Source organism: Acidovorax sp. SUPP3334 (assembly GCF_030159055.1).
Lineage (GTDB): Bacteria > Pseudomonadota > Gammaproteobacteria > Burkholderiales > Burkholderiaceae_C > Paracidovorax.
On the sequence record NZ_BQXQ01000027.1, the window covers coordinates 51,278 to 70,112 of the forward strand.

At 55.0% G+C, this 18,835-nt stretch carries 16 protein-coding genes and 1 other RNA gene; 12 read left to right on the forward strand and 5 right to left on the reverse strand.

Annotation, left to right across the window (positions count from 1 at the left end):
- Window positions 1–6: 6 nt before the first annotated feature.
- Together serC and gyrA are read right to left on the reverse strand one after the other, a co-directional pair.
- The gene (serC, locus tag AVHM3334_RS15715; protein WP_284413779.1) at window positions 7–1,116 is read right to left on the reverse strand and encodes a 3-phosphoserine/phosphohydroxythreonine transaminase; all 1,110 of its coding nucleotides are present in this window, start codon (window positions 1,114–1,116) and stop codon (window positions 7–9) included.
- A gap of 100 nt (window positions 1,117–1,216) precedes the next feature.
- The gene (gyrA, locus tag AVHM3334_RS15720) at window positions 1,217–3,856 is read right to left on the reverse strand and encodes a DNA gyrase subunit A (protein WP_284413781.1); all 2,640 of its coding nucleotides are present in this window, start codon (window positions 3,854–3,856) and stop codon (window positions 1,217–1,219) included.
- A gap of 224 nt (window positions 3,857–4,080) precedes the next feature.
- Between gyrA and ompA the strand changes: the two genes are divergently transcribed.
- The 6 genes from ompA (at window position 4,081) to repC (ending at window position 9,467) form a co-directional block, all read left to right on the forward strand.
- Entirely contained in the window at window positions 4,081–4,746 is a 666-nt protein-coding gene (gene ompA / locus AVHM3334_RS15725) for an outer membrane protein OmpA (RefSeq protein WP_284413783.1), read from the forward strand.
- 75 nt (window positions 4,747–4,821) lie between these two features.
- Window positions 4,822–5,535 (forward strand): bifunctional 2-polyprenyl-6-hydroxyphenol methylase/3-demethylubiquinol 3-O-methyltransferase UbiG, encoded by a 714-nt coding sequence (gene ubiG, locus AVHM3334_RS15730; RefSeq protein WP_284413785.1) that lies wholly within the window; start codon window positions 4,822–4,824, stop codon window positions 5,533–5,535.
- Complete coding sequence (gene gph, locus AVHM3334_RS15735) at window positions 5,532–6,206, forward strand: phosphoglycolate phosphatase (protein WP_284413787.1); 675 nt, start codon at window positions 5,532–5,534, stop codon at window positions 6,204–6,206. The genes ubiG and gph overlap by 4 nt, the downstream gene beginning before the upstream one ends.
- A 12-nt stretch (window positions 6,207–6,218) precedes the next feature.
- Window positions 6,219–6,597: a transfer-messenger RNA gene (ssrA, locus tag AVHM3334_RS15740) on the forward strand.
- A 108-nt stretch (window positions 6,598–6,705) separates the two neighbouring features.
- Window positions 6,706–8,493 carry a site-specific integrase gene (locus AVHM3334_RS15745; RefSeq protein ID WP_284413789.1) on the forward strand — a complete coding sequence of 596 codons (1,788 nt, stop codon included), beginning with the start codon at window positions 6,706–6,708 and terminating at the stop codon, window positions 8,491–8,493.
- 53 nt (window positions 8,494–8,546) lie between these two features.
- Window positions 8,547–9,467 carry a replication protein C, IncQ-type gene (repC, locus tag AVHM3334_RS15750; protein WP_284413791.1) on the forward strand — a complete coding sequence of 307 codons (921 nt, stop codon included), beginning with the start codon at window positions 8,547–8,549 and terminating at the stop codon, window positions 9,465–9,467.
- A 556-nt stretch (window positions 9,468–10,023) separates the two neighbouring features.
- On the opposite strand, the gene AVHM3334_RS15755 is transcribed toward repC, so the two are convergent.
- A complete protein-coding gene (locus AVHM3334_RS15755) occupies window positions 10,024–10,593 on the reverse strand; it encodes a hypothetical protein (protein ID WP_284413792.1) in 570 nt (189 codons plus the stop codon).
- A gap of 403 nt (window positions 10,594–10,996) precedes the next feature.
- Between AVHM3334_RS15755 and AVHM3334_RS15760 the strand changes: the two genes are divergently transcribed.
- The 3 genes from AVHM3334_RS15760 to AVHM3334_RS15770 all read left to right on the forward strand — a co-directional run bounded on the left by AVHM3334_RS15760 (window position 10,997) and on the right by AVHM3334_RS15770 (window position 15,999).
- A complete protein-coding gene (locus AVHM3334_RS15760; protein WP_284413793.1) occupies window positions 10,997–13,525 on the forward strand; it encodes a MobA/MobL family protein in 2,529 nt (842 codons plus the stop codon).
- Between the two features lie 276 nt (window positions 13,526–13,801).
- Window positions 13,802–15,049 (forward strand): DNA cytosine methyltransferase, encoded by a 1,248-nt coding sequence (locus AVHM3334_RS15765; RefSeq protein ID WP_284413794.1) that lies wholly within the window; start codon window positions 13,802–13,804, stop codon window positions 15,047–15,049.
- The gene (locus AVHM3334_RS15770; RefSeq protein ID WP_284413795.1) at window positions 15,049–15,999 is read left to right on the forward strand and encodes a NotI family restriction endonuclease; all 951 of its coding nucleotides are present in this window, start codon (window positions 15,049–15,051) and stop codon (window positions 15,997–15,999) included. Before AVHM3334_RS15765 ends, AVHM3334_RS15770 begins: the two co-directional genes overlap by 1 nt.
- Before the next feature lie 68 nt (window positions 16,000–16,067).
- Here AVHM3334_RS15770 and AVHM3334_RS15775 read toward each other — a convergent pair whose 3' ends face one another.
- Both AVHM3334_RS15775 and AVHM3334_RS15780 read right to left on the reverse strand, forming a co-directional pair.
- Window positions 16,068–16,595 carry a pilin gene (locus tag AVHM3334_RS15775; RefSeq protein WP_284413796.1) on the reverse strand — a complete coding sequence of 176 codons (528 nt, stop codon included), beginning with the start codon at window positions 16,593–16,595 and terminating at the stop codon, window positions 16,068–16,070.
- A 197-nt stretch (window positions 16,596–16,792) separates the two neighbouring features.
- The gene (locus AVHM3334_RS15780; RefSeq protein ID WP_284413798.1) at window positions 16,793–17,161 is read right to left on the reverse strand and encodes a phage protein NinX family protein; all 369 of its coding nucleotides are present in this window, start codon (window positions 17,159–17,161) and stop codon (window positions 16,793–16,795) included.
- Between the two features lie 144 nt (window positions 17,162–17,305).
- Between AVHM3334_RS15780 and AVHM3334_RS15785 the strand changes: the two genes are divergently transcribed.
- The 3 genes from AVHM3334_RS15785 to AVHM3334_RS15795 all read left to right on the forward strand — a co-directional run bounded on the left by AVHM3334_RS15785 (window position 17,306) and on the right by AVHM3334_RS15795 (window position 18,800).
- On the forward strand, window positions 17,306–17,536 hold the full coding sequence (locus AVHM3334_RS15785) for a hypothetical protein (protein WP_284413800.1): 231 nt from the start codon (window positions 17,306–17,308) through the stop codon (window positions 17,534–17,536).
- A gap of 68 nt (window positions 17,537–17,604) precedes the next feature.
- Entirely contained in the window at window positions 17,605–17,790 is a 186-nt protein-coding gene (locus tag AVHM3334_RS15790) for a hypothetical protein (RefSeq protein ID WP_284413802.1), read from the forward strand.
- 374 nt (window positions 17,791–18,164) lie between these two features.
- A complete protein-coding gene (locus tag AVHM3334_RS15795) occupies window positions 18,165–18,800 on the forward strand; it encodes a hypothetical protein (protein WP_284413804.1) in 636 nt (211 codons plus the stop codon).
- The last annotated feature ends 35 nt before the right edge of the window (window positions 18,801–18,835 follow it).

Genomic DNA, 18,835 nt, shown 5'->3' on the forward strand with positions numbered 1-18,835 from the left:
TCGGACTCAGGCTTGCTTTTGCTCAAATTCTCGCATGTAGGCCACCAAGGCTTCGACGCCTGACAGTGGCATGGCGTTGTACAGGCTGGCGCGCATGCCGCCCACTGATTTGTGGCCTTTGAGTTGGAGCAGGCCCCGCTCTTTGGCGCCCGCCAGAAAAGCATCGTTGCGCGACTCGTCACGCAGGAAGAAGGGGATGTTCATGCGGGACCGGGCATTCACGGCCACCTTGTTGACGTACAACTGCGACTGGTCGATGGCGTCGTACAGCAGCTTCGCCTTGGCGAGGTTGCGCCGCTCCATCGCCGCGACACCCGTCAGGTCGCCTTCACGCTGGCGCTTGAGCCACTGAAAGGTCAGTCCGGCGATGTAGATGCCCCATGTGGGGGGGGTATTGAACATCGACTGGTTGTCCGCCACGATCTTGTAGTCGAAGGCGCTGGGACAGGCGGGGAGTGCGTGCCCGAGCAGGTCTTCACGCACGACCACGAGGGTGAGGCCTGCAGGTCCGAGATTTTTCTGTGCACCGCCGAAAGCCAGACCCACACGCGACCAATCGACAGGACGCGATGCCACGTGGGAAGAGAAGTCGATGACCAGTGGCGCATCGCTGCCCAGCGCCTTGAGGTCGGGCAGATCGTGAAATTCGATTCCGTGAATGGTCTCGTTGCTGCAAAGGTGCAGGTAACTCGCTCCTCGGCTCAACTCCCACGTGCCAGGCTCGGGCAGCGCAGTGAAGTGGCTGGCTTCGCCCGATCCGACCAAGCGGACTTCCGAAGCGTATTTGCGTGCCTCTTTGGCCGACTTTTGGCTCCAACTGCCTGTGACCACCATGTCGACAGTCGCGGCGCGCGAAAGGTTCAGGGGCACGATCGCGTTCTCTGCCAAGCCACCGCCTTGCATGAACAGGATCTTGAATTGCGCAGGCACTGCCAGCAGTTCGCGCAGGTCGGCCTCGGCCTGTTCGTAGATCGAAACGAATTCCTTGCCGCGATGGCTCATCTCCATCACGCCCATGCCGCTGCCATGCCAGTCCAGCATTTCGGAGGCAGCTTGCTGCAGGACTTCAGCAGGAATGGCGGCCGGGCCGGCGGAGAAGTTGTACGGGCGATTCATGGATTCAAGCCAAATATGGCACCAGCGCATATCTGGTATGCGCTGGGTGCTATGTTTATGGTAGCGAGCCTGTCTTGCAGGCTCTTCGTCAAATATTGGATCAAGCCTCGGCAGGCGGCGTGCCAGCGTCTTCGTCCAAGTCGATGTCCGCCACGTTGGCATCGTTTTCGACGATGCGCTGCAAGCCGCTCAGCTTGGAGCCCTCGTCCAAAGCGATCAAGGTCACGCCTTGCGTGGCACGGCCCAGTTCCCGGATCTCGGACACCCGCGTGCGCACCAGAACACCCTTGTCGGTGATCAGCATGATCTCGTCGTCGGCGTGGACCAGCGTGGCAGCAACGACCTTGCCGTTTCGCTCGCTCTGCTGGATGGCGATCATTCCCTTGGTGCCACGGCCGTGGCGCGTGTACTCGACGATGCTGGTGCGCTTGCCGTACCCGTTCTCCGTCGCGGTCAGAACGCTTTGCGTTTCATCTTCGGCCACCAGCATGGCGATGACGCTTTGCCCGTCTTCCAGCATCATTCCGCGAACGCCGCGGGCTTGACGGCCCAATGGGCGCACGTCGTTTTCGTCGAAACGCACGGCCTTGCCGCCATCGCTGAACAGCATGACGTCGTGAGCCCCGTCGGTGAGTGCAGCGCCGATGAGGTAGTCGCCATCGTCCAGATTGACCGCGATGATCCCGCCCTTGCGCGGGTTGCTGAATTCATCGAGCGCCGTCTTCTTTACCGTGCCCATGCTCGTGGCCATGAACACGTATCGGTCGGCTGGGAAGGTGCGCATGTCGCCGGTGAGCGGCAACACCACATTGATCTTCTCGCCCTCCTGCAACGGGAACATGTTGACGATCGGACGCCCGCGGGAACCGCGCGAGCCCGCAGGCACTTCCCACACCTTGAGCCAGTACAGGCGGCCACGATTGGAAAAGCACAGGATGTAGTCGTGCGTGTTGGCAATGAAAAGCTGGTCGATCCAGTCGTCTTCCTTGGTGGCCGTCGCCTGCTTGCCGCGCCCGCCGCGCTTTTGCGCCCGGTACTCGGAAAGGGGCTGGCTCTTGATGTAGCCGGTGTGGCTGAGCGTGACCACCATGTCGGTCGGCGTGATCAGGTCTTCGGTCGAAAGATCCTGCGCGCTGTACTCGACGACGCTGCGCCGCGCGCCGAGTTTGTGCTGACCGAATTCCTGCTTGATGGACGCCAACTCATCGCCAATGATGACCGACACGCGCTCGGGCTTGGACAGGATGTCCAGCAGGTCTTCGATCACCGACATCACGTCCCGATACTCGGACACGATCTTGTCCTGCTCCAGGCCGGTCAGGCGCTGCAGTCGCATCTGCAGAATTTCCTGGGCCTGTGTTTCGGACAGCCGATACAGGCCATCCTGGCCCATGCCGTATTCGCGTTCCAGCCCCTCGGGCCGGTAGTCGTCTGCATTGATCGATCCACCATCGGCACGCGTGCGTGTCAGCATTTCGCGCACGAGCTTGCTGTCCCACGAACGGGTCATCAACTCCGCTTTGGCGACTGGCGGCGTGGGCGATTCGCGGATGATGCGGATGAAGTCGTCGATGTTTGCGAGCGCGACTGCCAAGCCTTCCAGCACATGGCCTCGTTCACGGGCCTTGCGCAATTCGAACACCGTGCGGCGGGTCACCACTTCACGGCGATGTTGCAGGAAGACGCTGATCAATTCCTTCAGGTTGCAAAGGCGGGGCTGACCATTCACCAGCGCAACCATGTTCATGCCGAACGTATCCTGCAACTGCGTCTGCTTGTACAGATTGTTCAACACCACTTCTGGTACTTCGCCGCGCTTGAGTTCGACCACCAGGCGCATTCCGGATTTGTCGGATTCGTCCTGAATGTGGCTGATGCCTTCGATCTTCTTTTCGTGCACCAACTCTGCCATGCGTTCCTGCAGAGTCTTCTTGTTGACCTGATAGGGCAGCTCGTCCACGATGATGGCTTGGCGCTGGCCACGGTCGATGTCCTCGAAGTGGCAGCGCGCGCGCATGATCACCTTGCCGCGTCCCGTGCGATAACCATCCTTCACACCGTTGATGCCGTAGATGATCCCTGCGGTTGGAAAATCAGGCGCCGGAATGATCTCCATCAGATCGTCGATGGATGCATCGGGATGGCGCAACAGGTGAAGGCAGCCATCCACGACCTCGTTGAGGTTGTGTGGCGGAATGTTCGTGGCCATCCCCACCGCGATACCGCCTGAGCCGTTGACCAGCAGGTTGGGCAGCTTGCTGGGCAATACAAGCGGCTCTTTCTCGCTGCCGTCGTAGTTGGGCCCGAAATCGACGGTTTCCTTGTCGATATCCGACAGCATTTCGTGGGCGATCTTCGCCAGGCGAATTTCGGTGTAACGCATGGCGGCGGCGTTATCACCGTCCACCGAACCGAAGTTGCCCTGCCCATCGACAAGCAGATGGCGCATGGAAAAATCCTGAGCCATGCGCACGATCGTGTCGTAGACCGACTGGTCGCCATGGGGATGGTATTTGCCGATCACGTCACCGACGATACGAGCCGACTTTTTATAAGGCCGGTTCCAATCGTTGTTGAGTTCATGCATGGCGAACAGCACGCGCCGATGAACCGGCTTGAGACCGTCACGCGCATCGGGCAGCGCACGACCCACAATTACGCTCATCGCGTAATCGAGATAACTGCGCCGCATTTCCTCTTCAAGGCTGATGGGCAGGGTTTCTTTGGCGAACTGTGTCATGGAGAACTGCGTGAACGGCGGAGGAGGGCCATTCTAGGCGCAACGTCTTGTCGCAAGTGCGCAACACATCTGGGGTAAAGCGCTTTTGTCCTACCGTAGGCACCCTGTCCGCAACCACTTTGCCTTGTTACGTATGGCACAATCATTTCAACGTTTTTAGTGATGGTCACTGATGACGTCCATATTCGCAGCGCGGCTGCGGCTTTTTCCCCAAGAGGAGAACCATGAAGAAACTGAACAAAGTGGCGATGTTGTTGGCCTCCGCTGTGCTTGCTACCTCGGCTGGCGCCCAAGTCAAGGCAGCCGACGGCGGCAAGGTTGTTGACAACTGGCAGAACGGTACTGGCGAACTGGTGTGGAAGAACGGCACGAACGAACTGTGCTGGCGCGATGCCAACTGGACCCCTGCTACCGCTGCTGTCGGTTGTGATGGTGCTCTGGTTGCTCAGGCTCCTGCTCCTACCCCCGCTGCTGCTACTCCTGCACCTGCTGCAACGCCAGCACCTGCTGCGCCTCCTGCTCCCGCAGTGGCCAGCAAGGTGACTTACGCTGCTGATGCCTTCTTCGACTTCGACAAGTCCGTGCTGAAGCCTGAAGGCAAGGCCAAGCTGGACGATCTGGTCTCCAAGGTCAAGGGCGTGAACCTGGAAGTCATCATTGCCGTGGGTCACACCGACTCCGTTGGCACCGATGCCTACAACCAGAAGCTGTCGGTTCGCCGCGCTGAAGCTGTGAAGGCTTATCTGGTTTCCAAGGGCATTGAAAAGAACCGCGTCTACACTGAAGGCAAGGGCGAAAAGCAACCTGTTGCCGACAACAAGACGAAGGAAGGCCGTGCGAAGAACCGTCGCGTGGAAATCGAAGTGGTCGGTACCCGCGCTTCCAACTGATTTTCAAATCGGTCAAAAGAAAGCCCCGGAAACGGGGCTTTTTTTATGGGCAATCTCTTTTTGGAGTATTTCCACATGAGTGATCACGTTAACGCTGACCCAGCCGAATTGGCTAAATTTTCCGCACTGGCTCATCGCTGGTGGGATCAGGAAAGCGAATTTCGACCGCTTCATCAGATTAATCCGCTGCGTCTCGATTGGATCAATGGGTTGTCACCACTCAAAGATCAGAAAGTATTGGACGTAGGGTGTGGTGGCGGCATCCTGTCCGACTCCATGGCCAGAAAAGGCGCTCACGTGACCGGTATTGATTTGGCAACCAAATCTTTGCGAGTAGCGCAATTGCACGCCCTGGAAAAGAGCACGCCTAATATTCAATACCGAGAAGTGAGTGTAGAAGCATTTGCTGCCGAGGCACCAGGCACTTTCGACACGGTGACCTGCATGGAAATGCTGGAACACGTACCTGATCCTGGTTCTGTCGTGAACGCTTGCGGGCAATTGGTAAAGCCGGGTGGGTGGGTTTTCTTCTCGACCATCAATCGAAATGCCAAGGCATTTTTGCTCGCGATCATCGGCGCCGAATACGTTTTGGGCATGCTCCCCAAAGGCACGCACGAGTATGCGAAATTCCTCAAGCCCAGTGAATTGGCTTCAGCTGCCAGATCCGCAGGCTTGGAGGTCTTGCACAGCCGCGGGCTGGAATACAACCCCATCACGAAGCGCTATTGGCTGAGCGCAGACACTTCAGTCAATTACATGTTTGCCGCTCGGCGCACGTTCGTATGAATCCACCTTTTGCAGACGTCCGTGCGGTGCTTTTCGATCTCGACGGGACGCTGATCGACAGCGCTCCAGACCTGGGCGCTGCCGCTGATAAATTGCGCACCGACCGTGGACTGCCCTCTCTGCCGATGGAGCAATATCGACCGCTGGCTGGAGCAGGTGCGCGTGGAATGCTTTCAGTAGCGTTCGGTATGACGCCTGAACATCCAGAGTTCGCCGATTTGCGCGAAGAGTTCTTCGTCAACTATGAGGCCTGCATCCATCAGCGCACGAAGGTATTCCCCGGTGTGGATACTTTGATTGCGCACTTGCATCAGACAGGTACTGGCTGGGGCATCGTGACCAACAAGGCCGCAAGATTTACCGATGTGCTGGTGAAAGCCACTCCATTGTTCAGTTCCGCCGGGGCGGTGATCAGCGGAGACACCACGCCACACCCGAAGCCGCATCCTGCGCCCTTGTTGGAGGCTGCGGCACGCATGGGCATGGCTCCTGAATATTGCCTCTACGTAGGCGATGACGAGAGGGACATCGTGGCAGGCAGGGCTGCTGGCATGCGTACCGTAGCTGCGATGTACGGATACCTGGGCACACAGACTTCTGCCCAACATTGGGGTGCAGATGCTGCAATTAATTCTCCATTGGAGCTCTTGCAATTGATCTCAGCGCCTTAAAATACGAGGCTTGGGGCTGCCCTGGTTTCGACGTGGGTTCGGAATCGGTGTGGTGCATGTCGAGCTTGAGTGGCGCTCGTAAATCTGCATTCAAAAAACTAACTGCAAACGACGAACGTTTCGCACTCGCCGCTTAAACACCGGTGAGCCTTGCAACAGCATGCTAGCGGGCTGGGCAAGGGGGTCGTAAGACCTCCCGGCTGCAAGGTTATTCACGCTGGCTGGCTCCCTGCCGGGTACCTTGGCAGGAAGTGAGAACCAAGGGTACTGGTGACCTGCATAGCGTGCGACTGCGCGATGTGGGCCATGAGAATTAAAACAGACCGCTAAACATGTAGATCTGCCCGAAGAAGGCTTGCGGACGCGGGTTCAATTCCCGCCAGCTCCACCATCTATTTTGGTAAGTCCTTGATTTTCAAGGACTTTTCCAAAGAAGCAAGGCCAAAACAAGGGGTCATCCAATCAGGGATGACACCCGGTACTACACCGGGAGCTTGTTTTGGCCGCTTCGTATCTTGTTCAGACCCGCAACGGCGTGTACTGCGCACGCTTTGTTGTTCCCCTCGCTTTCCGAGGTCCCAGCAAGTCCGCTGGCCGGGAAATCCGCGTCTCCACTCTCACCAAAGACCCGCGCGACGCTGCTGCACGTGCGCGGCTTCTGCGCGTGCTCTACGAGAGTTTGTTGCATCAAGGTGGGGTATTCTGCCGGGAGAACATTTCAACTTACTTCCAATCCATCATGGCGCAGTTCAAAGCACCGCCCCCAGGCACACCCAAGTTCGGCGTGGAGTACGACTTTGCCAACGGCAAGGTGAAATTTGACGACGTGAAGCCAGGGGAAGAGGCGACGGTCATGAGCATGCTGGAAGACATGCAAAACCGCCTACCCACGCCCGTTGTCCAGATAGCGGTCGCGCCCCCGCCGCCGCCCGCTGCGGCATCCATAGCCCCCGCCGGAACAGACGGCTTGTCCGCAGACGCCCGGTTGCCCATTGCAACCATGGTCGAAGAGTATTTGGAGAGCCAGGAAGGGCGAGCCGCCAAAAAGCAAATTGGCCCAAAGAACGTAGACCAGCGTGCCACCCGCCTGCGGCTGTTTACCAGCTACTTTGATGGCAAGGCCATTGGCGACATCACCCCCAACGACATCAAAACCTACATGGATGACATCGCTTACTACCCGACCAGTCGGGATGTCATCGGCATAGCGCCCGGTCGCAGCGTGCGTGATGTGATCAAGCTGAGTAAGGCGAACAAGTTGCGCCGGGACAACGGTAAACCCTACGACACGCTGTCGGAGGCAACCGTTAAGGGCTACATGCTGGCGTTGGCCAATTTCATCGGCTTTTGCGACCTCAAACTGGCGGTGTTGGACCGCACGGCCAGTCGCATGAAAAGCATCGTGGACTCGGCACCGAAGGGAGAACCCAACCCCAAGGAGCCGTTCACAGATGGCGAGCTGACCAGCATCTTTTCGTGCCGATACTTTTGGCAGCCTGCCTACAACCTACCCCATCAGTATTGGACGCCTGTCATTGGTCTTTTCACTGGGGCGCGGTTGAGCGAGATTTGCCAGCTCACCACGGGGGACATCAAAGAGTACGCACCGGGGGCATGGCAAATTTCATTCAATGACGATGAAGACAGCGAAGATGACGAGGAGGGCAGCCGCCGCAAGTCCAACAAGCGCTTGAAAAACAAGTCATCGCGCCGCGTCATGCCAGTGCATCCCCAACTCATTGAACTGGGTTTCATTGACTACTGGAAGAAGCGCAAGAAAGAAGGGAACGTCAATTTGATGGGCGTGGTCGCGGCGCAAAAGGACGGCTACGGCAAGGTGCCAGGAGACTTTTTTCGTAACAAGCTTTTGCGTGAGTACGTGGGGATCAACAGCGATACCAAGGTGTTCCATAGCTTTCGATACACCTTCATCACCCGCTTGCGTCAGGCAATCATCGACAACGCGGGCACGCGAGTGGAGGAGAACATTGAGAACTATCCCGAGGGGCTGGTGCTTCGCCAGATGGTGGGGCACTCCATTGCGTCCGGCTTCACGCGAAGCACGGGGAAATCGGATGTGCATATCAACACGTACATGGGAGAGGTTTCCATGGAAGCCCGAGTCCGGCTTTTGAACCGTTTGGATATGACTCGCTTTCCCATCGCCAAATACAAGGATGTCAAACCAGGGCAGCGAATTCGGTACAAGCCCGAGCCCAAAAGTGCCTCCCAAAGCGGGGTGGGAGATTTTGGTATTGACGGGGGAGTGCTGAGTGGACTTGTGTAGCCCAAAAAGGCCGCGCTACTTGCTGTCTCGCGCCTCGTTTGCTAGGTTGAGTTATGGCACTCAAAAAAGCAAATGGCGACGCGACTGCGCCATCAACGAATTCAAAAGTCTGCACCATTGAGCGAATGGACTGCGCTCAGATTGAACGCACTCACGCCATGACGGACGGCCTTTTTAGACCGATTGACCACAAGATTGAGCGCCCCAGTTTTCACATTGCCCAACAATTCAAATCTCCCGGAGGCTCCACGGTGGGGTTGGAGTGGCAGGGCGTTCAGCTCGATATCACCGACCAACAAGTATTCCTGGCTATATTACGAATAGTATCGGAGAAGAGTCGGCAGATACAAAGAAACTCAGAAAATGCAGAGCCGTGGAGTGAATTGGTTAAGGGGTTTGATTTTTCTGTTGAGCAGCCAAATATCTTGGTGGCCAAGACTTCGTTGTACGAAATCTGTAAGGTGGCAGGATTTTCCGACGGCGGGGAGGTTTTGGAATCGGTATACAACAGCATACATAGAATGCAATGCACCCGATGCTGGGTATATCTCTTGGAAGGTGGAGAAATTGACCGCCGTAGAGAGTCATCGTTTTCACTCATCGCGCATTGGGGGATGAAAGATGGTGACGCCTATATTGGCATAAACCCATTTCTAACCAAAGCTGTTCTTGGAACGTTTCAAGTAACGTATTTGGACATGACGCACATCCGTGCTTTGCGGAACGATGTCAGTAAGAGATTGTTTTTGTGGCTCTCGGCTTGGTCTCGTTATGACCGGAGGCAATCCATTGGACTGGATAAATTAGTCAAGCACGTTTGGGGAGATTTGGGGAAGGATGGTGCAGCACTTCGAAAGAGGCGCATGAAAGTTCGGACCGCATTAGCCGCAATATCTCTGTTAGATGGTTGGACTGTTGATGCCGATGCTGATGACCCAGCACTTTTTCAAATTAAACGACCCAGGTACCAATAATGCAACCGCCGAGAGGCGGTTTTTTTCATGCCTTAACGGCATGGGCTGTATAAATTATCAGTACCGTAGATGGGTGAACGCATTACCGTAGATGGGTGAACGGGGTACCGTAGTTGGGTGAACGCACTACCGTAGTTGGGTGAACGCTGAACCGTAGTTGGGTGAACGCCCTGTTTCCGAAAAGCCATATTCCATGCGGGCTGGCGGGGCATTTTGAAAATCGTAGACAAGTGTAGACAACTATAGAGCAAATTTAGACAAATTTGCTCATAGTCATAGGTTTAGTCGAATCAGAGTCAGACAAATCAATATACAACTATATGTATGAACGGCGTGAGAGTAATGATTCGGCTACGCCTCACCATCCCTCTACGCCTAATTGGTCATATCGCTTTTTCGTTCGCTTGGTAAGACATTCCTAGCCAAGCGGTACTTTCGTACCGCTTTCTGCGCCGCAGAGCGGCGCTAAGGGGGCAATTTGAAGCTGTAATGTACCTGGAATGGGCAAGAGGAGGTTCTTGCTTGTGCTGGGGTACAGAAAAGTGCCCCGAGGGTTTTAGAGTGCTTCTGGCTCAATATATTCGGGTGCGGCCTTATTTTTGTAATCCAAAACCTCATGGAGAAGCAGAGGGCGAACAGACCTTGCATTTTTCAAAGTTGGATTTATGCCCGCCAGGGTGCGATTTTTCTTGTCAGAACGTCGGAAGGATTTTCCCGAGGCTTCGATTTTCTCTAAATCTGCGGGCGAGCAGTTATTCAAATACTCAGATAAGTAGATCAGGCTACCGACAAGCAGGTTTGCCCGAAGATTGTCTTGGGGATTGTCGAATTCGTCAGATTGGGCGAAGCAGTATCTGAGAAGCCCGGTCATGTCCATCAAGCCCCCGGCATGCATCAAAATCCGATTGCGGTTTTCTCGCGACGCCTTTTTTTCCTGCTTTCTTGAAGCGGCAGCTTCTCGATTTTTAAGCTTTTGTTGATATATTTCCTTGGATTTCTTGTTTAATGCTGCTGTGCTTTTTTGCCCGGCTTTGGATTCCGTGAATGAGACCGTTTTGATGTCTGTTTCATTATTCTGAAACTGTTTTGCACTGGAAGCAATTTTTGTTCTCGTTGATTTGTTCATGATATCTAAGCTGAAATTTTATTCAGCCTAGCACGAACAAAATTGGATTTCTCTAAAAACGTGGTATTGTGGTTTGAGGAATATGATTTTGGCTATGGAAGATATTATTTTGGCATCACTGGCGCGTTATTTTATTCGGCACCTAAATGGTGTTTTTAAATACACCGTAAGCGCACTTATACATATATCCTTGCGGATATACGTAAGTGGGGGCGATGCCCCCCGGATATTCCTGCGGAATTCCGGCTCCCCTGTCGTGTTTCGAGGGCGAAACACTCCACGTTCTGCGAGGGCGCAGAACGTTGATTCAGAGTCCGAGGGCGGACTCTTCATTGCTTCGCAACCTGGCATTTCTCATTCTTGGACCGCCCCAGGGGTGATGCCTCACCGATGCTAGATTGATATGGCGATTTACCACTTCACGACCAAGGTTCATGGACGCGCAGACAACCCCAAGTTGCATGCGCTTCGTGCGTTGGCCTATCGTGCGGCGCAGGTCATCCACCTGCCCGAGATTGGGCGGCGGTTCAATTATTGGTACAAGAAAGAAGAGGTGGTCGCCACTGAAACCATGGTGCCGAAATATGCACCTGCTTGGATGACCGGAGCTATCGAGCTATGGGGTCGGGTCGAGGACAAAGAGACACGCGACGATGCCCAAATTTTTAGAGAAATCGAGGCTGCGCTCCCCATCGAGCTGCCTTTGGAGCAGCAAATTGCCATTGTGAAGCGCTTTATTGACCAGGAGGTCAACGAGGAGGGCATGTGCGCCACCTATGCGATTCATCACAAACCGGGGAACCCACACGTCCACATGATGCTGACCATGCGGGAGCTAACGCCCGATGGCCAGTTCGGCAAAAAGAACCGGGCTTGGAACAACCGCGCCTTCCTGCAAGGGTGGCGGGATGCTTGGGAAAAACATGTCAACGATGCTCTGGCGGCTGCGGGTTTCGAAGCCCGTATATCGGCAAAAGCATACAAAGACACCAATCCGGACTTGAAGCCCACGGTTCACCTTGGACCGGAACACCTGGGGCGCAAGGATGCCGCAAGGGCACACAAGCGTGCCAGCCGGGTCAAGCGCAACGAACGGATTGCCAAATCCAACCGCCTTGCCAAGACCTACCGCCAGCGCGCCAGCGTGGGCGAAGCCACCCCGGAAAACCTGCGGGCGGACGCTTTGGCGGATTCGTTGATTGCCGATTTGTCCGTTTTTGCGGACGAGGTTCAAGCCGACACCCTGCCTCGAATGTCGCCCGAAGAGGCTGCGGCATACAGCGATGTCGTTGGAAAAGTGCCCAATGCGGAGGCTGTTTTTGCCGCCATGGAGCCCATTCGCATAGGGATGGGGCGTGCTTGGAACTGGGCTACCTTCGCTAGTTTGTCGGAGCGTTTGGACATGACAAAGGACGCATTCCATGCCTTGCTGTGCAACGAGCTGATGTTTTTCTCCAAGCGCCGTGCCGACGATTTGAAGCAGTTCACGTCGCTGGTGAACCCGGAAAAGTTGCTACCCGCCATCACGTCTGTGCGTGCCAAGGTGCAGTTCGCCAGCCACACCGGGGCGCAGGAGTTGGGGCGATTGCAGGATTCCTTGCGTGGCCATCGGACCGTTCCTGCCGCACCCAAAACCGTGGCATCTCCACGGTTGAATAGCGCCGAGGATCAGCACGGCAGTGGACCAACAATTTCCCCTCCTGCGGCATCTCGACAGTTGGATAACGCTTCGGCGTGGCGGGAGGCCTTGTGCTCGTTCGCGCACACGGTTTCCGAACTGGACGGCATGGTCCAACAGTTGACGACAGTGGCCACGGCATTGGGGCGGAAGTTCAATCCTGGGGTACTTACCCAACGCATCGCCCGGATTGAGCGCGAGGGGTTACAGCCACCATCGCAACAGGCCTTGATGGATGAGCTGTTGTCCCGCGACTTCGCATTTGCCGTGAGGAAGGCACCCGAGCGTGTGGCGGCAGGGCTTGCAGCTCTGCCCATCCACAAGCGCGAGTTGTTTGAAACCATGGTGGTTGCCATCGCCGCGTCCGTGGATTCCACCCAGGCGCGCCGGGATGTCGCCGCTGGCTTGACCTACACCGTGCAGAGCCAACATGAGATTCAAGCCCAATGGAGCCTGCGCGCGGTGCTGTCTCCATTCCAGTTGAAAGACTACGATGAGCGGGCGCGGTTCATGAAGTCGTTGGGGGCGGCTTACACCTGGGTTGATTTCCAAAAAGATATACAGCGCCTGGCGCAAGACGGCGAAGGCTGGCAACGTGCATGGTGGCGCGAGCAGGTCGACCGCAGCTTTGGCGAACAAGCCACCACCCTGGTTGCATGCCTTCCTGACTGGTATTACGGCGGTGCAATCAAGGCAGCGGACAGTCCCATGTCATACCCCATGGGACTGTACAGGCCGTCGCCTGTTTATGAGAAGTTCGTCCCCTATGTCGCGCCAGGGCTTGCGGCCGCCACGACCAACGTGGTTTCAGTGGATGGCATTGCCATGGAAGCCGATACGCTGGAAGGCATCGAGCGCATCGGCATCGAACGCGGCTACACGGTGGGCATGGTGAACCGCTTCAAGTTGGCCTATTGGCAGTTGCGTGGTGAAGAGGCGTGGTTCGAGGCGTTGGACGCAGGGTTGCGCCAATACGGCGTGGACTTGGGCGGTCTCATTAGGACGCCGGACTTGTGCCAGTTCGGTGTGCAATTGCCCGAGGAGGTGGCATACCGCGCGGCGCTGAACATGGGGCGGATTGCCTCGCCGCACACGCATGGCACCGAGCGCCAATGGGTTTCCTTGGACTCTGTGAACACCGTGGCTTGGGCACCCCGCCGAGCCCCACGGTCATCCACGGCTTGGTACCCGTACAGCATGCCTGAAACGCCATTCCCATCGTTGGCACCCAAGGGCACGGACGAGCCCAACTGAGGGGCAGAGCCTGAGCGATTTTTGGATACACAAGTGTGTATCCATGCGATACTTTCGCACTATGTCAAGCAAAGACGTTGGCCTTCGTATTCGTGTTGAAAGGGAACTCCGTGAGGCGTTCCAGGGGGCATGTATGGCTGAAACCCGGAATGCTTCGGATGTGCTTCGAGAGTTCATGCAGGCATTTGCCGACAGGCACCAGGGCGGCCTGCAACCAGATATGTTTGCAGCACCGGCAACCAGAAAGCCACGTCGATCAACCAAGAGAAAAGCGATATGAGCCAATTCAATTCGTCGGAAATGCACGGAACCGCAGGGCTTTTGACTTCGCTGGATTTGTTTGCCGGAGCCGGAGGCTTGTCCGAAGGTTTGCGAGAGGCGGGATTCACGTCGCTTTATGCCAATGAGATTTCCCCGCGCTATGCGCAGACCTATGCGACCAATCATCCTGACACCCACGTCGATAGTCGTGACATTCGAAAGGTCGATGCCCGCAAGGTCCGCAGCCTTTTGGGATTGAAGCGGGGTGAATTGGATTTGATTGCTGGTGGTCCTCCCTGCCAAGGCTTTTCCATCAACGCGCCGAAGCGTTCCACCGAAGATTCACGCAACCACCTGTTCCGCGAATACCTCAGATTTGTGTCCGAATTTCAACCACGGACGGTCATGATTGAGAACGTCCCCGGCATGGTGTCGTTTGAAGGCGGCGCTACGCTGGATGCGATTCTCCAATCTCTTAAAGAACTTGGCTATGACGCTGACGTTCGTATTCTGTATGCACCCCATTACGGCATTCCTCAAACTCGGTGGCGAACAATTATCCTTGGCGGGCGAAACGGCCTAAATCCGGCGGCGCTTTTCCCGGAGCCACTGCGCCAAGCCCCGATGCGTGTAAATTTCACTTCGCAATTTGGGGGCAAAAATTTGGTCAATTTCCCGCGCTCGTTGACATTGCCGTCGCACGTAACGGTAAAGGATGCAATTGGTGATTTGCCCGTGCTGTGCAACGGTGAGATTGGCGACGCAATAAAAGTCTACCGGCAGCCAGCAGATAATCCGTATCAACAACTTATGCGGATTGGCTCGACGGGCGTGACGTGTCACGAAGCAGCGCGGCTAAGTAAGGTGAATCTCGACCGCATGTCGTACATACCGCCTGGCGGAAACTGGACTGATATTCCTGAGGAACTTTTGCCACGGGGAATGCGCATGGCGCGTCGCAGCGACCATACAAAACGTTATGGTCGGGTCAACCCCGATGGCCTAGCATCTACCATTTTAACAAAATGCGACCCCCATTGGGGGGCTTATTTTCATTATGAGCAGGACAGGGCTTTCACTGTGCGGGAGGCCGCGCGGTTACAGTCCTTCCCCGATACTTACGCTTTTAGCGGTTCGCGAGTTGAGCAGTATGAACAGGTAGGCAACGCAGTTCCGCCTTTATTGGGGGCTGCCGTCGGTCGAGCTATTGCCGATGTGCTGGAAAATAGCCGCAAGGCTGAGCGTAAAATAAAGGTGGCGTAGTGGCAGGAAAGATTTGGGAAATCTTTGGTTATCGAGCTGATGACAATTCGGCAGCTGCAATTGCTGCCGCCACTGACAAGCAATGTCCCTACTTGTCGGATATGTGCGAAAAACGTCTTAATGATGGTGCCATTGCTGGTGTCTGTACCATTAAGCCGATGACTTCTGACCCCGTTATCTGCTGTCCTGTTCGTTTGTATGCAGATAGTTATCGTGTCCTGTATGACGTGGCAAAAATCGCATTCGAGGCAGATTTTGACTTAATTGCGGGTGCAAAAGCAGCAGCTATTGCAAAGGAGAAACAGCAGCCAGTTGTTGCGGTATTCGGCAAGCGGTGGGGTGGCGAGTTGCGCTTGCCGCAAAAGGATGGAGCGGGTAGCTATTTTGTGGACTGGGTTTTGGCATTACTGGATGCCAATGGTAAATTGAAAGAATTTGTCGCCGTCGAAGTCCAGACAATTGATACGACGGGAAATTACCGTAACGGGCGGGAGGGGCTGCTCTCGCCGGACCGAACGAATCCTACAACCACGGCGGGCCTGAATTGGGAAAATGTTAATAAGCGCATTTTACCCCAACTGATATACAAGGGCCAAGTATTGCAACGTGAAGCGTTGTGTCGAAAGGGTTTGTTTTTTGTGTGCCCTAGTCCGGTATACAGTCGGATTATGGCGCGCGTTGGTGGTTCGACCGGTTTGATACGTTATGCGTTGCAGCCTGCGTCAATTACTTTTCTTTCCTATCAGCACGATATTGAGGCGGGTACAGTGGACGGGATAACAGTGCCGCTGAAAGCTTTGGCGCCTCATTCGACAACCGTTTACAAGTTACAAGAAGCTTTCAACAACGTTACCTTGCCGGATGAAAACGTTTATCGGACTGCTATCGAGGCTGCGCTTGGCGGACCGCCAGCACCAAAGCAAGCTTTACTGTTGAGTGATGATTTTTAGCGTGCGGTTCGGGTCGGGCGAGTTTATAAAAAAAGCGGCTTTCAGCCGCTTTTTTTATTTCTTCGGAATTATTTCCAGTCGGTTACCATTTTCTCGGCGTTGGACGAGGCGACAATACCAGTTTGTGTTGTTGCCCACGAAACTGGGTTTGTGGTGAAATCACCCGTAAAAGTGATAGTGGCTGTTCCTGGAACATCCTTGCCCAATCCTTTGGTATTGACATTGACCGTCAATACGCAACTTGTTGGAGGAGTACCAGCGCCGTCGGCAAGCGTAATCGTCTGCACTTCGCCTGTTAATGCTGTCGCTGTGCTGCCCAACGATGGCGCTTGACTGCCGAGTTCCAGCCAAGCATCTCCCTTGGCTGTACCTGCGGTAATTACGGCAGAGTCTAGGCAAATGCCCTTCTCTGAGTAAACTTGCGCAATAGAGCTTTTGATTGGTGCAGCAAGTGCTTGAACCTTTGCCAGCTTCGTTTTTTGCGTGTATTCGCCATATTGCGGAATCGCTACCGCAGCCAAGATGCCAATGATGGCAACCACAATCATCAGTTCAATCAACGTGAAGCCTTGTTGGCTTTTTTGCAAGATGTTCATATTTTCCTCTTTGTCTGGTTAAAGCTATTTCGCATAGCCAAGACCATGTAAGCAGAAAATATAAGCGGTTGCAATTAAAACGGGGATGAAAAAACCGCCGCGTTTTAACGCGGCGGTTCAGGTTGGGTGCCACCCCAGGTAAACATCAGACAAAGATGCCTTTGGCTAATCCAAATTAGCTAAAATTTTCGGATATGTCAATTCAAACCGAGTGCATCGTCTTCTGAGATTTTCCCCTGCGCAACCTGATGCATTAAGAAGCATCGGCATACCGCCTCGTGCAGTCTTTTGGCTTTGGCTTCGATTGTTTGGGTATCGCTCACAATGCTTGCTTGCCAAATCCCTGCTTTGGCGATGTATTGTGTTCCGATGCAGTGGTCAAGCATTAGCCGCATGCACTGGCGGGCGCTTTGGGTTGGTTTCCAAAAATTTACCAAGACAGGCTTTCCTTCTGTGAGGTAGAAGGCATCTTGGGGGTTGGCTGTTGGGTGCAGTTTCCAACCCAGTGCAATTGCGCACGCTTTGTCTAATTCAATGCCATGCAGCGCTATCAATTTATTGCTCATTTTCTTCCTTTCACGGTTAGAAAATCAACATAGCAGTTGAGAGGCAGCTTTTGCAAGTTAGTCTGCAAGGTGCCATCCTTATATTGTCGCTGCCGTTTAAGCGCGCTTCTGTTCCTTTCGGAGCCATTGCGCTATAACGAGAGCATGACTGCAATAATCGAAAATTTCACTGTGGAGTTCGTGTTGGAAGAAGACGCGAAGGCTGCCTTGGGCGTGGATCTGATGGGCGGCTCTATAAGGGGTGTCGAGGGTGCAGGGGTCGGCGTAGCTTTCACATGCACAGCCGAACACCGGCAGATGGTTGAGCAGCGCCTGCGGGATTGGGGCTATGCAGAAATCGCGGCGCGCAGGCGACCTTGGGAAATGCGGAATTGAACCGGCGTCCGCAAACGCGAGGTTCCCCACCACTTGCCAAACGGTGTTACGTCAGGCACTTTGGAACGATGAACAACGAAACCGCCCAGTACCTCGACCACGTTGACGAGTACATCCAAAAAGCACAGCGAGAGCTTGCCAAGGCTCGGCTGCAAGATACTGGCACGCGGGAAGAAGCCATGTACCTCAAAGAAGCCCAGATTGCTTTGGACAATGCAAGCACTGTCCTCGGGCGAACGCTTCCTTCCCACTGAAATACGCCGCGAGGTGAACCGATGCGAGACTGCGACACTCCGCGACAGCGGGTTTCCGGACGCCCTTGAAAATTGCGGAATTGAACCCGCGTCCGCAAATGCAAGTCAACCAATCACCCGTCCCAAGGGGGTACACTCGGGACTCCATTTTGGGGTGCCATCCGAGTACGGGTGTATCCCTTGTAAGGCTTTCTATCTCGTTAAGTGTTTGATTTTTAACGAAAAAATAGATGGTGGATTCGGGGAAGGTGTTGTCCTTTGGTTCCCGCCAGCTCCACCATATTTGTAAGTTGTTGATATCAAAGGGTTTTCAGGACTTCTAAAACGAAGACACCTCGAACAGACACCAAGGGCGACACTTTGGGGTCTGTTCCATGAGGTCATCCGCTTACCTTTCCGTCTCGCGCTGCGGGGTATTTCTTGTTCGTTTGGTCATCCCCAGCGAGCGTAGAAACCACAAAGAGCCGAGGGATATAAAGTTTTCCACGCTCACCAAAGACCCGCGTTGTGCTAGGAGCATAGCGCGGTGTCTGCGCGTCTATTTCGAGCTGTATCTGTTGCAAAATGTGCGTATCGAGCGCCAAGCGCTCATTGAATATCTGCGCAGCAACATGAAAAAACCAAAGCTCGAAGACCTCGCCCCATTCAATGCCGACAAGGACGACAACGGCAACTGGCGCTTCACGGACGTAAAGCCCGGGGACGTGGGGGCCATCGACGCCTTTTTAGAGGCCGTAAATAGGTCTAGCCAGGGCGATAGGCCTTTGTCGCAGGTTGCCATATCCGAGCCCTTGCCAGCACGTTTTCACGAGCCTGGGCGGCTGTCGTCTGCTGCCCGCCTGCGGGTGTCCAGACACATAGCGGACTATCTGAAATCCGAGCAAGCCCGCGAAGACGACAAGGAAATCGGCGAGAGAAGGGCGGATTCAAAAGTGAAGTGCAACACCTGCAACCCTGTAAGGTCCGCAGATGCAAAGCTCCCCGAGACACTACCAGCAACTTCAGCCTGAAGACCGTGTGACGTTGGCCAGCCTGGTGCAGCAGA

Coding starts and splice junctions, on each gene's coding strand:
- serC (WP_284413779.1), bottom strand. CDS start 1,116: ATGAATCGCCCGTACAACTTCTCCGCCGGCCCGGCCGCCATTCCTGCT.
- gyrA (WP_284413781.1), bottom strand. CDS start 3,856: ATGACACAGTTCGCCAAAGAAACCCTGCCCATCAGCCTTGAAGAGGAA.
- ompA (WP_284413783.1), top strand. CDS start 4,081: ATGAAGAAACTGAACAAAGTGGCGATGTTGTTGGCCTCCGCTGTGCTT.
- ubiG (WP_284413785.1), top strand. CDS start 4,822: ATGAGTGATCACGTTAACGCTGACCCAGCCGAATTGGCTAAATTTTCC.
- gph (WP_284413787.1), top strand. CDS start 5,532: ATGAATCCACCTTTTGCAGACGTCCGTGCGGTGCTTTTCGATCTCGAC.
- repC (WP_284413791.1), top strand. CDS start 8,547: ATGGCACTCAAAAAAGCAAATGGCGACGCGACTGCGCCATCAACGAAT.
- AVHM3334_RS15755 (WP_284413792.1), bottom strand. CDS start 10,593: ATGAACAAATCAACGAGAACAAAAATTGCTTCCAGTGCAAAACAGTTT.
- AVHM3334_RS15760 (WP_284413793.1), top strand. CDS start 10,997: ATGGCGATTTACCACTTCACGACCAAGGTTCATGGACGCGCAGACAAC.
- AVHM3334_RS15765 (WP_284413794.1), top strand. CDS start 13,802: ATGAGCCAATTCAATTCGTCGGAAATGCACGGAACCGCAGGGCTTTTG.
- AVHM3334_RS15775 (WP_284413796.1), bottom strand. CDS start 16,595: ATGAACATCTTGCAAAAAAGCCAACAAGGCTTCACGTTGATTGAACTG.
- AVHM3334_RS15780 (WP_284413798.1), bottom strand. CDS start 17,161: ATGAGCAATAAATTGATAGCGCTGCATGGCATTGAATTAGACAAAGCG.
- AVHM3334_RS15785 (WP_284413800.1), top strand. CDS start 17,306: ATGACTGCAATAATCGAAAATTTCACTGTGGAGTTCGTGTTGGAAGAA.
- AVHM3334_RS15790 (WP_284413802.1), top strand. CDS start 17,605: ATGAACAACGAAACCGCCCAGTACCTCGACCACGTTGACGAGTACATC.
- AVHM3334_RS15795 (WP_284413804.1), top strand. CDS start 18,165: ATGAGGTCATCCGCTTACCTTTCCGTCTCGCGCTGCGGGGTATTTCTT.